We start from the raw sequence: 14740 nt of genomic DNA, 5'->3' as shown, positions 1-14740 counted from the left end.
GCAACACCGGCTATGACGGCATCATGCGGCTGACTCTTCCAGCGTGCTGGATATATCGCGTGCCGACATCGGCCTTCCAATCAGATAGCCTTGAAGCTGATCGCAGCCGGCCTCCCGCAAGATCGCCGCCTGGCGGCTCGTCTCGATGCCTTCGGCGGTCACGGGAATCTGCAGGGCGGTCGCCAGGGAAATGGTCGCCCGGAGGACATCGGCGCCGTTGGCGCCTTCATCGAGAGCTGAGACAAGCGAGCGATCGATCTTCATGCGATCGAACCCGAACTGCCGCAATGCGCCAATGCTGGCGTAGCCGCAGCCGAAATCGTCGAGCGCGAACTTGATGCCGACGCGCTTGAGCTGGTCGATCGAGCGCCGGGCCTGATCCGGATTTGTCATCAGGACGCCTTCGGTGATCTCCAAGGTCAGGCGCTTCGGATCGAAATCGAGTTCCTGCAGGACCGCGGTCACCTCAGCGGCAAATTCGGGATTGCAGAGCTGGACCGGTGAAACATTCACCGACAATGCCAGATCGGGCCAGTTCTTGGCATGCTCGATCGATGTTCTCAGCATATGAACGCCAAGCGCATCGATGAGGCCGCACCTCTCGGCGAGAGGGATGAAAACCTCCGGGCTGATGTTTCCCGTTGCGGTACGCCAGCGCGCCAGCGCTTCCAGACCAGTAACGGCACCCGTTGTGGCCGAGACGAGAGGCTGGAAAACCGCTTCGATTGCGCCGCTCTTGATAGCGCCCTTCAACAAACCTTCCAGTTCGGCGACCCGCTGGCGTTCCTCGTCCAGCTCGGGGTCGTATTCGATTGCCTGGCCTCGGCCGTTAGCCTTGGCACTATAGAGCGCCATATCCGCTCTGCGGAGAAGTTCCAGCGGCTCGATGTCTGCGTCTCGCGCCGCAGCGCCGATGCTTGCTCCGACTTCGATTGTTCGTCCGTCGATTTTGAAGGGCTCGGCAAACAGCGCCAGAATGGTCCGTTCCATCTCTTCGCATGTGGCAGATCCGACATGCACCAGCGCAAATTCATCGCCCCCCAGCCTGGCTGCGGCCAGAATTTCGGGGTGACAGGCCATCAGCGCCTTCGAGACCAGTCGGATCAGATCATCCCCGACCGCATGCCCCCAGGCATCGTTGACGGCCTTGAAGCCATCAAGATCGACCAGATAGAGCCGGGGTGGCGAAGAGCCCGAACTCTCCACCTCTGCCAGCAGGCCGAGAAGCCCATGCCGGTTCAACAGTCCGCTCAGGCTGTCATGGCCGGCTTCGAAAAGGGCTGCTTGCGCCAATTGGCGCAGGCGCCGCGCCTCGGACGCCCCGACCAGGAGAACGCCGATCAGAAACAGCGAAAGGATAGCGACAGAGGCCGCGATATAGGGCGTGACCTCCTGAAACACGGTGCTTCCCGGCGCTTTGCTCGGCCAGATGAGGTAGCCGATGACGGCCCCTTTCATGTCCGTGATCGGCGCATTTAGAAAATCCGGCCTGGGCTTCGTCTCAAGGCGCAAACCTTCGAGTTCGTGTTCGTTCGAGAGCGTATCGAGAACAGCAGGACCAAATTCCTTGTAGAAGCTCAACACGCTGAGCTTCGGAAGCTCGCCGGAGGCTTCGAAGGGCTGGATCGCCTGCGATGCGAGCAGGGCGATGCCGCTTTCAGTCTTGATGAAATTGACCACCGGCGCCCGCGCCGGATCGGCAGCTGCTCTGGTCTGCCGATAAAAGCCTTCTCCGAAAAAGGTGCTTGGCTCGAAGGGCTTGCCTTTGGCATATGCGGAAACGATCGAAGACTGGTCAGGGCCGATCACGATGGCGCCGTCATAAAGCGCGTAATCCGCGCTGGTCTTTCCCCAGTTTTCATAGGCCCAATCCGCGGCGGTCGGCGATGAGGTCGCGCTATAGGCATCGTCCCATATGGCATTGTCCGTCGTCGTCCCGCTCAGGCGAGCCACAAAGGCTCCGATCGCCGCGCGGGCGGCGCGCGTCGCCCGGGCATCATCGATCTCATTCGCCGACCGGGTCATCGTGACGACGACATGTGCCATCAGGCCGGTCAGGATAAGGGCGACGACAAGAAAACAGACCGTTGTCGCGATGATGGAAGAGGTTTGAGTGCGAACGTGCCTACCTGCAAGATTCGACGACATGCAAATTCCGCAAATGATTAATTGCAAGGCCATGTCTGTGAGACGGCAGGAGACATCATGTCCGCTATGCGCTGCCGATAAGATATAGCATTTTGACGATGTAGGGGCGATTAATGGAATTGGTTAAAAGCGTTCTATCCGGGAAAGAGGCGCAGCCGTTCGCCGAAAGACAGGGCGCAATCGCCGCAAATCGGGACAGGTCCACTATCGTCGGCGCCGGTTTGCCGGCGCGGCTTAAACCTTGATCACATAGTCCTTGCGAGTCGTTTCAACGACTTCCCAGGTTCCCTTGAAGCCGGGTCTCAAGATCATCCGGTCGCCCGCCTTCAGATGAACCGGCTCGCCTCCGTCCTCGGTGACGATCGAATGGCCGGAGAGCAGGCTGAAATATTCCCATTCCTCATAAACGATCCGCCACTTGCCAGGCGTCGCCTCCCAGATGCCGGAATAGACGCCGCCTGCAGCCTCCTCCAGATTCCAGGTGCGGACCTGCGGATCGCCGGAGATGATCCGGGCAGGCTCCGGGGCGCCGACCTCGGCCTCGATGCCATCGATGCTGAAGGTGATGAAATTTGTCATGGTCGCGTCATAGACCTCTCTGAATTATCGTTCGCAATAAAAGTTTTGATCGTGCGCGTTTGATTTCCCCGAGACCAGAACCGTGTCTCACACGCCTCCTGACGGCAAATGGCCCCAATGCGGTAGCCGGAGGTTCTCGTATGGATCAGGCCCCGTTGATCTGCCGAAAGTGCTCAGATCGCCCGAACTTCTGCAAGCCGCCTGACTGCGTACTCGTCCTGCCAGCAGACGGCAGCTTCCCATGCAGCTGACGCTTGTGCGGCGATATCATGCGCGCCATCGTCGAGGTCGGCAGCGTTGTCGGGCAGGACTAGGTCAAGGTCGGGGACGTCGACGTGTGCCTCATCCCAGTCGATCAATGCGACCCGATCTGCTGTCATACGGATGTTGCCGGGGTTGCTTGGGTTGCCGTGGACAACGCATGTCTGACGCCCGATCAGCCGCGCCCACGCAGCTCGACATCGAATAACGCCCTCAGGCGGCATCGCGGCGAGGTTGATCCTTGTTCCGGTTTCGGCATGCAGGAGATCGGTCGATGATCGCCAGGCTGGGCGCTGCGGCCAGCCCTGCGTCAACCGATGAAGCTCGCGGAGTGTGTCGGCCACGCGACGCCAGTCGGCCCCCGTTTCGGGCGATCCACCTTCCATGTATTTCATCACCACCAGGCCTTCCACGAACAGCCGGCCGTCAGTCGTCGGGATCGGCACTGGAACGGTCATACCTTCGCGGTCGAGGTGTTGGAGGAGCTCAGTTTCCCATACGAGATCAGCGTCCGCCCTGGAGCCGAGGCGACCGACTGCGACCTGCCCGTGGACGCGAACGCTCCAAACGTCGTTCGCAACTCCACCAGTCAGTGGTTCGATGCGAACCGCGTCCTCACCCCAATGCCCGAGCGCTTCCCACCCCATTGGCGATACCCCTTGGCCGCCATGATTAAATTGACGGAAAAAATTGAGAAAGTTTACGTGGAATCAGCCCTTCAGATCTTCGAGAGTGCCTGTTCGAGATCGGCGATGATGTCCTTGACGTCCTCGATGCCGACGGAAAGGCGGACCACGTCGGGGCCGGCGCCGGCGGCGGTCTTCTGGTCGTCGGTCAGTTGCCGGTGCGTCGTCGAGGCTGGATGAATGACGAGCGAACGGGTGTCGCCGATATTGGCAAGATGGGAGAAGAGCTCCAGCCCCTCGACCAGCGTCTTGCCAGCCTCATAGCCGCCCTTCACGCCGAAGGTGAAGACGGAGCCGGCACCCTTCGGCGAGTAGCGCTGCTGCAGGGCATGGTTCGGGTCGTCGTCGAGGCCGGCATAATTCACCCAGGCGATCTTGCTGTGCGCCTTCAGCCATTTTGCGACGGCGATCGCATTGTCGCTGTGGCGCTGCATGCGCAGCGGCAGCGTCTCGATGCCGGTCAGGATCAGGAAGGCGTTGAAGGGCGAGATCGCCGGGCCAAGATCGCGCAAGCCGAGCACGCGGGCGGCGATCGCGAAGGCGAAATTGCCGAAGGTGGCGTGCAGGACCATGCCGTTATATTCCGGCCGCGGGCTCGACAACATCGGGTAATTGCCTGACTTCGACCAGTCGAACGTGCCGCCATCGACGATCAGGCCGCCCATGGAATTGCCGTGGCCGCCGAGAAACTTCGTCAGCGAATGCACGACGATATCAGCGCCGTGCTCAATCGGGCGGATGAGATAGGGGGTTGCCATCGTATTGTCGACGATCAGCGGCAGGCCGTTGCGATGGGCGACATCGGCAATGGCGGCGATATCGACGAAGGTGCCGCCGGGATTGGCCAGGCTTTCGATGAAGATGCCGCGTGTCTTGTCGTCGATCTGGCTTTCGAAGCTTGTCGGATCGGCGGGATCGGCCCAGCGCACCTGCCAGCCGAAATTCTCGAAGGCGTGACCAAACTGGTTGATCGAGCCGCCATAGAGCCTGTTGGCGGCGATGAAATTTTCGCCGGGGCGCATGATGGTGTGGAAGACGATCATCTGCGCCGCATGGCCGGAGGCGACGGCAAGCGCCGCCGTGCCGCCTTCGAGCGCTGCGACACGCTCCTCGAGCACGGCCTGCGTCGGGTTCATGATGCGGGTGTAGATGTTGCCGAAGGCCTGCAGGCCGAAGAGGGCGGCGGCATGATCGGAATCATTGAAGACGAAAGCGGTCGTCTGGTAGATCGGCGTGACCCGCGCGCCGGTCGCCGGGTCGGGCTGGGCGCCGGCATGGATCGCCAACGTATTGAATCCCGGATCATTCTTGGCCATGTCGTCCTCCAGTTGTTGCTGACGGGCAGGATCATAGCCTGTCGCTTACGAAAGTTAATCGCGATCCGTTTCAACCCATGGGCGTTCGGTGGAAAATCCGTCTCAGGCGACAGCAACTCAAGCAATGAGAGCGGGCAATGAGCAGGCAACGAAGTTAGGCAATGAGACGGGGATATTCGATTGCCGGGCAGCGGTTCATCACCACCTTAATGCCGGCGGCCTCCGCCTTTGCGGCTGCCGCGTCGTCACGCACGCCGAGCTGGGCCCAGATAACCTTCGGCAGCGGACTCAGCGCCAGCGCCTCGTCGACCACCCCATCCAGATATTCCGCGGCGCGGAAGACATCGACCATGTCGATCGGCACGGGAATGTCGGCGAGCCGGGCATACACGGTGCGGCCTTGGATCTGTTTGCCCGCCTGCCCCGGGTTGACGGGAATGACCTCGTAGCCGCGCGATAAGAGATAACCCATGACGCCATTGCTCGGCCGCGCCGGATTGGGCGAAGCGCCGGTCAGCGCGATGGTTTTTACCGAATGCAGGATTCCGGCGATGTAGTCATCCGTGTAGCTATCGTGATGATTCATGTCTGCTTCTCCACTCCCGAATGCCTCTCGGCGCGGCCGGCATGTTTTTTTGTTTTTGCGTGCAACCGGCTGCACAACTTCCTGTTATATATGAATTGGACACTCCACGAGGATGCTTCGATGAAAAAAATCGCTCTTGCCCTCACGATCGTGCTTGCCGCATCGCCGGCGCTGGCGATCTCGCGCTACAATCCGTTGACCATGAGTTGCGCCAGCGTGCGCGCTGCCATCCACAATCAGGGAGCCGTGATCTTCCGCTACCAGTCACCCCGTGGCTTACCGCTTTACGATCGTTATGTCCGCAACAGCAATTATTGCGATGCCACCGATTATGCGGAATGGACGCACATCCCTTCGAAAGACACTCCCCGCTGCCCGGTCCTGAACTGCCAGAACATCGACAACCTTGACGGGATGCTGTTCATTCCGCATTATCAGCTTTGATCTTTTTCACCATCACATCCTATGTCGAACCGCCACGCCTTTCGCGGTTGCGAGAGGGTTGAACTCAATCGCGCGCTGCGATTTATTTAAGAGAAGACAACCAGCAGCTTTGAATTTCCCCTATGTCAAAGTTATAGAATAATATCTATATTTCAGCATCATAGAATAATCCGCCTCGGAATTCCGATCGGCATTTTCTCCTTTTGTTCGTGATAAATCCCCTTCTCGTTCTCACGTAAATTAGAAACATCTCATAGTTGAAAGCATAGCGTGGATTGAACGTATATCGCGCGCACGTAAAAATTGCGGTGGCAATCCAACATTGTCCGCATATTGAAAGGATGGTATTCGATAGAGCAACGCATCCGGGACGGCCTCCCGTTCATTTTCGTGCAAATGCCAGTTGTCTTTTCGGGAGTTTGCCCCGCCGGGGCGAAGCACCTCTTTCCCACCTGTTTGCGGATTACCCCCTTGCCTCTCGACGTCATTCTGCTCGTTCTCTTCGGCGCATTGCTGCATGCGATATGGAACGCCTTCGTCAAGGCCGGCAGCGACAAATCCCTCGATGCGGCGCTGATCTCAGCCGGCGGCGCGGTTTCGGCGCTGCCGTTCCTGGCATTTCTGCCGTTGCCGCACAGCGCGTCCTGGCCGTTCATCGGCGTCTCGGCCATCCTGCAATTCGCCTATTTCCAGCTGGTCGCCGCTGCCTACCGGGCCGGCGATATCGGCCTCGTTTATCCGCTGATGCGCGGCTGCGCGCCGTTGCTGATCGCCGCGACAAGCGGCTTCATCCTCAGGGAAAATCTGTCCGGCGGCGCCCTTGCCGGCACGATGACGATCTGCGCCGGCGTCCTGACACTCGCGCTGGAGGCGCGGCGCGGCAGCAGCCATGCCGTCATGCTTTCGCTTGTCAATGCCTGCGTCATTGCCAGCTACACCTATGTCGACGGCATCGGCGCACGCCTGTCCGGCAACGCGGTTTCCTATACGCTGTGGATGTCGCTGCTGCCGCCGGTGCTGCTATTTTCCTGGGCAACCTCCCAGCGCGGCGCTGTCGCCGTCGCGCGTCACGTCCGTCGCAACTGGTGGCGCGGCCTCATCGGCGGCGCCGGTTCGATCGCTTCCTACGGGCTGGCGCTCTGGGCGATGACGAAAGCCCCGGTCGCGACCGTTGCAGCGCTGCGCGAAACCGCGATCCTTTTTGCGCTGGTGATCTCCATCACCGTCTTCAAGGAAAAAGCCAGCGTCTGGCGCTACGTCGCCGGCGTCGTCATTGCGATCGGCGGGCTGATTCTGAAACTGGCGTAACTACTCACCGCTCCATTCCGGCTTGCGCTTGCCGAGGAAGGTGCCGATTCCTTCCTTCGCATCCTGCGTCAGCATGTTTTCGACCATCACTTTGGCGGCATAGTCATAGGCTGCCTCGACCGGCAGCTCGAGCTGCCGGTAGAAAGCTTCCTTGCCGATCTTCAGGATCAGCGGCGATTTGCTGGCGATCACGCCGGCGTATTTGGAAACGACCTGCGCCAGATACTGCTTTGGCACGATACGATTGACGAGACCGAAATCCTTGGCTGTGGAGGCGTCGATCGTCTCGCCGGTCAAGAGCATCTCCATTGCCTGCTTGCGATGTGCGGCCCGGGAAACCGCCACCATCGGCGTCGAACAGAACAGGCCGATATTGACGCCCGGGGTGCAGAATGTCGACGTATCCGTGCAGATCGCCAAATCGCAGGAGGCGACGAGCTGGCAGCCGGCCGCCGTCGCCAGCCCGTCGACCTCGGCGATGATGGGCTTCGGTAGATGCGCGATCTTCAGCATCAGTTCGGCGCAGAGCCGGAAGGCCTTCTCGAAGAAACTGGCTCCCTGATCTTCATCGGCGCGATGGGCGGTGAGTTCTTTCAGATCATGGCCGGCGGAAAACACATTGCCGGTGGAGGCGATGACGACGACGCGCACATCCACGTCCGAACCGGCCTTCTCAAGTTCGGCCATCAGCGCTTCGAGAAGCGCGATAGAGAGCGCATTGGCCGGCGGGTTGTTGAGCACGAGCCGCAACACCCCGTCCCGCAGAGAGCGGACCAGCAGCGCTTCTGCCCTGCCTGCGTCCGGGAAGGATACGATTTCGGCCATGATGCTGCTCCCTGCGCTCGATTTCCAGACTGAGGTATTGCCACAAGGCGCCGGCAATTTCGAGCAGGATCAGCGCTTTCCGCACAGGACCGCAGCCGTTACGACCAGAACCAGGACTTTGCTGTCTCTGCCCTCGCCTGCGCACGGGTCAGGCCGACATCGCGAAGCTCGTCGTCGGTGAGTTCGCACAGGGTGCGGCGGCTGCGGCGCTTTTCCAGGCGATGTTCGATGATGGCCAGCAGCCGCCGGCCCCAGCGCGCCGTTGCGCGAAATTTCGATCGAACGATATCACGCGGCGTCTCGAGTCTCTCGCTCAAATGCAGGGCCATCTCGTCTTCCTTGCTTCCATGAATAAAGGATGCACTGGCGAATGCCGCGAAGGAAGCTTATGGATATTATGCGGAGTATAAGGATTCCTTTGGTATGGCACTTAACCTCGATCAGCTCGCAACCTTCGTCAACGTCGCCGATCTCGGAAGTTTTACAGCGGCCGCCGACAAGGAAGGACTGACGCAGCCGGCCGTCAGCCTGCAGGTCAAGGGGCTCGAACAGCGGCTCGGCGTCCGGTTGATCGAGCGCGTCGGACGGCGGGCGCAGCCGACCGCGGCAGGCCTCGACCTGCTCACGCATGCAAGACGCCTGCTGCAGGACGCGGCCGCCGCTGAGGAAGCGATGATACCCCATAGGGATGGCGCCAGCGGCCGCGTGCGCATCGGCAGTGGCGGCACCGCGTCGATCCACCTGCTTCCTCGGGCCATCGCCGCCGCCCGCAAATCGATGCCGGGCCTCGAAATCACCGTCCATATCGGCAATGCCGACGACATCTTGCGCGATCTGGAGGCCAATAGCCTCGATATCGCCGTCGTTGCCCTGCCGGCCTTGGGCCGCAACTTCGAGATCGAACCGTTCTACGAGGAGGAATTGCTGGCCGTTGCGCCCGCCGGCAGCCGCATGCCCGACGGCGGACCGGACGCCGCCTTCATGCGCGACAGGACATTGCTGCTTTATGAGGGCGGCAATACGCGACGGGCAATCGACGCATGGCTGGCCGCACCGGACAGCAGGATCCGGCCGGCAATGGAGTTCGGCAGCATCGAGGCGATCAAGGAGCTGGTGGCCGTCGGCCTCGGCTGGTCGATCCTGCCGGGGCTGGCTGTGAAGCGCGAGCGCGCCAGCCTCGTGACGACATCGTCGCTGCAGCCCAAGCTCACCCGCCGCCTGGGCATCGTTCTGCGCCGGGACAAACATTTGACACGCGGCCTTCGCGAAATGATGAAATGCCTGCGCGCGTTCGAGGGCTAGCGGCTGCTTTCGACTGTGGCATGCTCTTTCAAGTCCCGCAGGTTCAAGCCCGCCACCGCCGACGCGAAAAGGTCCAATACACCGGCTTCCAGCCAACAAATATGAGGTATTATAATACCTTACATATAACGCATTGTTTTTGCTTATTATTTTTTCACAACACCGGAGAAGTCGATGTTGACCCCATGTCACATTGCCTTTATACACCGCGCCAGAACGCAGCCTGTCCGGGCTGCTTTCTTTTTGGCATGCCGCAAGCCTGCCAATCCAAGCAACAAGAAACGCCCTTCAAGCCCTCGGGCCAAGGGTCTCAAAAGAGAGTATTCACTATGGCAACCTTCTCCCAGAAGCCTGCAGAGGTGGAGAAGAAGTGGGTGATCATCGACGCCGAAGGGCTGGTCGTTGGCCGTCTCGCTTCCATCATCGCTATGCGCCTGCGCGGCAAGCACAAGGCAACCTTCACGCCTCACGTTGACGACGGCGACAACGTCATCGTCATCAATGCCGACAAGGTCGTTTTCACCGGCAAGAAGTATTCCGACAAGGTTTACTACTGGCACACCGGTTTTGCCGGCGGCATCAAGGAACGCACCGCACGCCAGATTATCGAAGGCCGCTTCCCGGAGCGCGTCCTCGAAAAGGCCGTCGAACGCATGGTTCCGCGTGGCCCGCTCGGCCGTCGCCAGATGAAGAACCTGCGCGTCTACGCCGGCTCCAACCATCCCCATGAAGCCCAGCAGCCGGTCGCCCTCGACGTTGCCGTGCTCAACAAAAAGAATGTAAGGAGCGCCTGATCATGGCTGACCTCTCCTCCCTGAAGGATCTCGGCACGGTTTCCGAAGCTGCTGCTCCGGCTCACGTCCGCAAGGTCGATTCGCTCGGCCGCTCCTACGCGACCGGCAAGCGCAAGAACGCCGTCGCCCGCGTCTGGGTCAAGCCGGGCTCCGGCAAGATCATCGTCAACGGCAAGGAATTCGCGGAATATTTCGCTCGTCCGGTGCTGCAGATGATCCTGCGTCAGCCGATCGTTGCGGCTGCCCGTGACGGCCAGTTCGACATCATCGCTACCGTCGCCGGCGGCGGTCTGTCCGGCCAGGCCGGTGCCGTTCGCCACGGCCTGTCCAAGGCGCTCACCTACTTCGAACCGGGCCTGCGCTCGGTGCTGAAGAAGGGTGGCTTCCTGACCCGCGACAGCCGCGTCGTCGAACGCAAGAAGTACGGCAAGGCAAAGGCCCGCCGCTCCTTCCAGTTCTCCAAGCGTTAATCGCTTCGGACAGACGAGATTACAAAGGCCGGGGCAACCCGGCCTTTTTTGTTGTGCCATCGGTTTTTGCTAAAAGGGCAGAACCACGGCAGTGCTGCGGTAACCGCGTGCGTCAAGCAAAAGCAGAAGCGACGCGTCGGAAAGATTGCGACGCGCTTAGAGCAATTCCACGAAGAGTGCGAAGCGCTTTTCCCAGGCAAAACCCGAAGCGGTTTGCCAAGGCAAAGCGCGAGCGCTTTTGCCGGGAATTGCGTAAAAACAAAAGACGAGAGCGGATCTGCGCTTTCGTGACAAGTCCGCTATCGTTCTTCGGGGCGAGGTGCGTCAGTCGGAAGAGAGCGCTGCCATGCCGTTCCCATCCGTCATCTCGTCTCGCCTGAGAGCGACCAGGATTTCGTCAACGACGGCTTCCGCACCCGCCGGGGTGAAATGCACCTTGTCGGAAATGAACGTCTTGCCTTCCCGCGCCAGGTCGCATCGGCCCGTCTCTATTCCGCAGAAAATCTTCGCCGGATCAACGCGCAGGACATGCCTGTCCTTGGGGTGGTTGAGATAGGCGTAGGAAGGCGACGATTGCTGGAGAAAATCATCCTCAGCGATCGTGATTGTCGGCGCGGGCGTGCCTTTGTGCATCAGTTTTGCGACCTTGGCGGCGATCTCGGTGTCGCCGCGTGGATGCGGATAGACGATAACGACGCGGATGCCGGCCGATGTCAGCGTGCCGACGGTTTTGTCGAACGCATCCCTCAACCTCTGCCCCGCGTCTGATGTCGCGACTTCCTCGCCGTTGAACCTATAGCGCGACTGCTCGAAAAAGATCTTCCAGGAGGCGGCGAGAAAGACCGTTTTCACCTTGCTCTTGACGAGATAGTCGATCGCAGCAGCGTTGAAGGCGCCGCAGTCTCGTGCCTGGTGAGGGACCATCGAGACGTCGGTAACCGGCGTACAGAAGCTGTGCGTGATCTGCTGCAGGCCGATATTCATGCTGTCCAGACGCTTGGCCAGCGCCGGCGTCAGCGACGATGCCAGGGAATCTCCGAGGATGGCGTATGTCTCTGCGTGGCTGCCGTTGAATATGCAATCCTCAATCGGCATCGCATCCCAGCCCGACGAGCCCTCGAGAAGGCAGGTCTTGCTCCAGTCATTGTCCGCCATGAATTCCTTGATCGGCGCCGGCAGCCGCCATGGAATGCCGCGCGTATCGTGGCCGTAAAGGCCGAAGGCGATGAAGGCTGCGAGCACCAGCGATACCGATGCGACCAGGCTGCGGGTCGACGGCAGCAGTCGGCGCTCGCCCCTGCGGAACGGCTGCTCGACGAAATGCCAGGAGCCATATGCGAGCACAAGAGAAAGGCAGGCGAGCGCGCCCATCACGGCAAGCGAGGGCGGGTCGATGCTGCGGATACGCGCAAAGGCAAAAAGCGGCTGGTGCCAGAGATAGGCGCTGTAACTGATCTGCCCGACCACGGTGAAGGCGCGGGTCGAAAGCAGGGCCGCCACAAAGGTTCCCTGCCGTGCAAAGAGCAGCACGAGCATCGCGCCAACCACGGGAACCAGGGCGAGCGTGGAGGGAATGGGCGAGGTTTCGTCGAAATAGAAGACGGAAAAGGCGATCATGCCGAATCCAAGGAGTGACAACGGATCGCTGCCGCGCTTCTGCCCCTTCAACTGCACCAAGCTGCAGATCGACCCGGCCAGAAACTCCCAGGCCCGCGAGGGCAGGAAATAGAAATTGGCCGAGGGAAAGACCCGGGACGCCCACTCGCTGTAGGCAAGGCTGGCACAGGCGGTCGCAACCAGGACTGCAAAGAGCCAGCTCGGCCTGCGCTTCCACATGAATAGGACGAGCAGCGGAAAGAACATGTAATACTGCTCTTCGACGGCGAGGCTCCAGATGTGGAGCAGCGGTACTTCTCCGGCCTCCGGCGCGAAATAGCCGCTCTTGAACCAGAACAGGAAATTGGCGCCGGAAAGACTGGTGGCGATCAGGCTGTCGGAGAAGGCGCGAAACTCCTCCGGCATGACCCATAACCAGGCGAAGGGCAGACAGCACAGGACGACGAGAAACAGGGCCGGCAGCAGCCGGCGGGCGCGGCGCTCATAGAATGCCGCCAATGAGAAAGTGCCGTTGCGCATCTCCTCAAGAATGATCGTGATCAGAAAGCCGCTGATCACGAAAAAAACGTCGACACCGATGAAGCCGCCGCTGAAGAAACTGAAGCCCGCATGAAACAGAATAACGGGCATCACCGCGGCCGCCCGCAGGCCGTCAATCTCTCTTCGGTAAATCACTTAGTTATTCCCAAAAATACAATGCTCGTGCCGGCTATCAGGAGCGAATCTGCAACCCGGCCTCGCATAGGGAGTCGTCAGATTTTATGCAAGTCTGACTTTTAGAAAAAATTTGGCTAAACCACAGATTTTACGCAGCTGTTGCCGAACCACGGCTACATTGCTAGGAAGGGGTAAAGCGCTTCCGGGAACGAGCGGAGCCGCAGTCAAGGGCGCATGATGGGAACAACCAAGTCCGCAGACAAATAGGCCGCAACAACTCTGCCCTGTTGTTGCGGCGTCTGTCCGGCCAATCGAGATACCGATGAGAAGACAGATCGCCGCCGAATGAAATCATTTGAGCTGGTTCTTTCCCATGTCTTATCCCAAAATTCATCGCTGGACCTATTCGGTGCCGGCAACCTTGGCGTTGATGGCGCCTTTCGACATCCTGGCCTCCCTTGCCATGGATATCTATCTGCCGGTTGTGCCGGTCATGCCGGAGGCGCTCGGCACCTCGCCGTCCGTCATCCAACTGACCCTCAGCCTCTACATGCTGGTGCTCGGCGCCGGGCAGATAGTCTTTGGCCCGATTTCCGATGTTGTCGGACGACGGCCCGTCCTCATCGGAGGGACAGCACTCTTTGCCGTTTCCTCCGTCCTGCTTGCCGCCGCCTCGTCAGCGCCGCTCTTCGTGGTGTTGAGATTGCTGCAGGCCATCGGCGCGTCGGCGGCCCTCGTCGCCACTTTCGCAACAGTGCGTGACGTCTATGCCGGGCGTCCCGAAAGCAGCACGATCTATGGCCTTCTCGGCTCTATCCTCTCCTTCGTGCCTGCATTGGGCCCGATCGCCGGAGCCTTGATCGCCGATCACTTCGGCTGGCGCGCCATCTTCCTGATCATAGGCATCCTTTCGATTGCCGCTCTTTTCAGCGCCGGCATGCGCTGGCATGAAACCCGCCCCGCCACCACCGCGAGGATCGCGCTCCGCCCGATCCTCACCAGCTTTCCCTTCTGGGTCTATACATCAGGCTTCAGCGCGGCGATGGGCGCCTTCTTCGTCTTCTTCTCGACGGCGCCCCGCATCCTGATCGATAAAGCCGGCTTCTCCGGCATGGGCTTCAGCCTCGTCTTTGCCACGGTGGCGCTGGTGATGATCGTGACGGCGCGGTTCGCCAGCGGCTTCGTCATGCGCTGGGGCATTGCGGGCAGCCTTGCCAGAGGCATGGCAATGTTGCTTGCCGGCGCCGTGCTGCTTGCCTTTGGCGAGTTGTTTCTGCAGCCTTCGTTTCTCAGCTTCGTCGTACCGATGTGGATCATCGCGATCGGCATCGTCCTTTCGACGGCTGTCACCGCCAACGGCGCACTCGACGCCTTGGGCGAAACGGCAGGAACGGCGGTCGCGCTCTATTCTTGCGTCCAAAGCATCATCGTCGGCTTTGCCGGAACCGTTTTCGTGCTTCTGCTCGGCGGCGACAGCGCCTGGCCACTCGTCGGCTATGTCTGTGTGACCGCGCTGACGACGCTTTCCGGATTGTGGTCCCTGCAGGAACCGGCCTGACCGGCAGACGGGAAGGGCGGCCGCTCGACGAGGACGAGCGGCCGTCATCCAACGATTGCTTGAAATCTGCGCGCGCCTCGCCTACCCCTTGCTGCGCGCGAGCGGATCCGCCAATTCCTCGCCCAGACCCGCCGTCCGACACCTAGTGTCGAACGGCGTTATGCAATGCAGCGTCCGCATCGAACGCGA

General features: G+C 60.5%; 14 protein-coding genes. 6 read left to right on the top strand and 8 right to left on the bottom strand.

Annotated elements, in window-relative coordinates:
• Window positions 1-21 precede the first annotated feature (21 nt).
• The 5 genes from RLEG4DRAFT_RS17110 to RLEG4DRAFT_RS17090 form a co-directional block, all read right to left on the bottom strand.
• Window positions 22-2148 (bottom strand): bifunctional diguanylate cyclase/phosphodiesterase, encoded by a 2127-nt coding sequence (locus RLEG4DRAFT_RS17110; RefSeq protein ID WP_003578538.1) that lies wholly within the window; start codon window positions 2146-2148, stop codon window positions 22-24.
• Window positions 2149-2382: 234 nt separating this feature from the next.
• Window positions 2383-2727: a cupin domain-containing protein gene (locus RLEG4DRAFT_RS17105; RefSeq protein WP_003578536.1), complete on the bottom strand. Its 345-nt coding sequence runs from the start codon at window positions 2725-2727 to the stop codon at window positions 2383-2385.
• A 173-nt stretch (window positions 2728-2900) separates the two neighbouring features.
• On the bottom strand, window positions 2901-3635 hold the full coding sequence (locus RLEG4DRAFT_RS17100; protein WP_003578535.1) for a phosphotransferase enzyme family protein: 735 nt from the start codon (window positions 3633-3635) through the stop codon (window positions 2901-2903).
• A gap of 71 nt (window positions 3636-3706) precedes the next feature.
• Window positions 3707-4990, bottom strand: a complete 1284-nt coding sequence (locus tag RLEG4DRAFT_RS17095) for an O-acetylhomoserine aminocarboxypropyltransferase (protein WP_003578533.1) — start codon at window positions 4988-4990, stop codon at window positions 3707-3709.
• A 154-nt stretch (window positions 4991-5144) separates the two neighbouring features.
• Complete coding sequence (locus RLEG4DRAFT_RS17090) at window positions 5145-5576, bottom strand: CoA-binding protein (protein WP_003578530.1); 432 nt, start codon at window positions 5574-5576, stop codon at window positions 5145-5147.
• A 120-nt stretch (window positions 5577-5696) separates the two neighbouring features.
• On the opposite strand from RLEG4DRAFT_RS17090, the gene RLEG4DRAFT_RS17085 reads away from it, so the two are divergent.
• Window positions 5697-6020 (top strand): hypothetical protein, encoded by a 324-nt coding sequence (locus RLEG4DRAFT_RS17085; RefSeq protein WP_003578529.1) that lies wholly within the window; start codon window positions 5697-5699, stop codon window positions 6018-6020.
• Between the two features lie 471 nt (window positions 6021-6491).
• Window positions 6492-7328, top strand: a complete 837-nt coding sequence (locus RLEG4DRAFT_RS17080) for an EamA family transporter (RefSeq protein WP_003578528.1) — start codon at window positions 6492-6494, stop codon at window positions 7326-7328.
• Here RLEG4DRAFT_RS17080 and RLEG4DRAFT_RS17075 read toward each other — a convergent pair whose 3' ends face one another.
• Both RLEG4DRAFT_RS17075 and RLEG4DRAFT_RS17070 read right to left on the bottom strand, forming a co-directional pair.
• Complete coding sequence (locus RLEG4DRAFT_RS17075; RefSeq protein WP_003578527.1) at window positions 7329-8153, bottom strand: enoyl-CoA hydratase; 825 nt, start codon at window positions 8151-8153, stop codon at window positions 7329-7331.
• A gap of 98 nt (window positions 8154-8251) precedes the next feature.
• On the bottom strand, window positions 8252-8482 hold the full coding sequence (locus RLEG4DRAFT_RS17070) for a DUF1127 domain-containing protein (protein ID WP_003578526.1): 231 nt from the start codon (window positions 8480-8482) through the stop codon (window positions 8252-8254).
• A gap of 94 nt (window positions 8483-8576) precedes the next feature.
• Here RLEG4DRAFT_RS17070 and RLEG4DRAFT_RS17065 point away from each other — a divergent pair, with 94 nt between their 5' ends.
• From RLEG4DRAFT_RS17065 to rpsI, 3 genes are all read left to right on the top strand, one after another.
• Entirely contained in the window at window positions 8577-9455 is an 879-nt protein-coding gene (locus RLEG4DRAFT_RS17065; protein ID WP_003578525.1) for a LysR family transcriptional regulator, read from the top strand.
• A gap of 329 nt (window positions 9456-9784) precedes the next feature.
• Window positions 9785-10249: a 50S ribosomal protein L13 gene (gene rplM / locus RLEG4DRAFT_RS17060; RefSeq protein ID WP_003573970.1), complete on the top strand. Its 465-nt coding sequence runs from the start codon at window positions 9785-9787 to the stop codon at window positions 10247-10249.
• 2 nt (window positions 10250-10251) lie between these two features.
• On the top strand, window positions 10252-10719 hold the full coding sequence (rpsI, locus tag RLEG4DRAFT_RS17055; protein ID WP_003573972.1) for a 30S ribosomal protein S9: 468 nt from the start codon (window positions 10252-10254) through the stop codon (window positions 10717-10719).
• A gap of 324 nt (window positions 10720-11043) precedes the next feature.
• Here the strand turns inward: rpsI and RLEG4DRAFT_RS17050 are convergent, their stop codons facing one another.
• Window positions 11044-13011, bottom strand: a complete 1968-nt coding sequence (locus tag RLEG4DRAFT_RS17050; protein ID WP_003578524.1) for an acyltransferase family protein — start codon at window positions 13009-13011, stop codon at window positions 11044-11046.
• A gap of 355 nt (window positions 13012-13366) precedes the next feature.
• Here RLEG4DRAFT_RS17050 and cml point away from each other — a divergent pair, with 355 nt between their 5' ends.
• Window positions 13367-14551: a CmlA/FloR family chloramphenicol efflux MFS transporter gene (gene cml / locus RLEG4DRAFT_RS17045; protein WP_003578523.1), complete on the top strand. Its 1185-nt coding sequence runs from the start codon at window positions 13367-13369 to the stop codon at window positions 14549-14551.
• Window positions 14552-14740 lie beyond the last annotated feature (189 nt).

The organism is Rhizobium leguminosarum bv. trifolii WSM2297, from assembly GCF_000271845.1.
The sequence above is the reverse complement of the archived record's forward strand: the minus strand, read 5'-3'. Positions and strand labels throughout refer to the sequence as shown.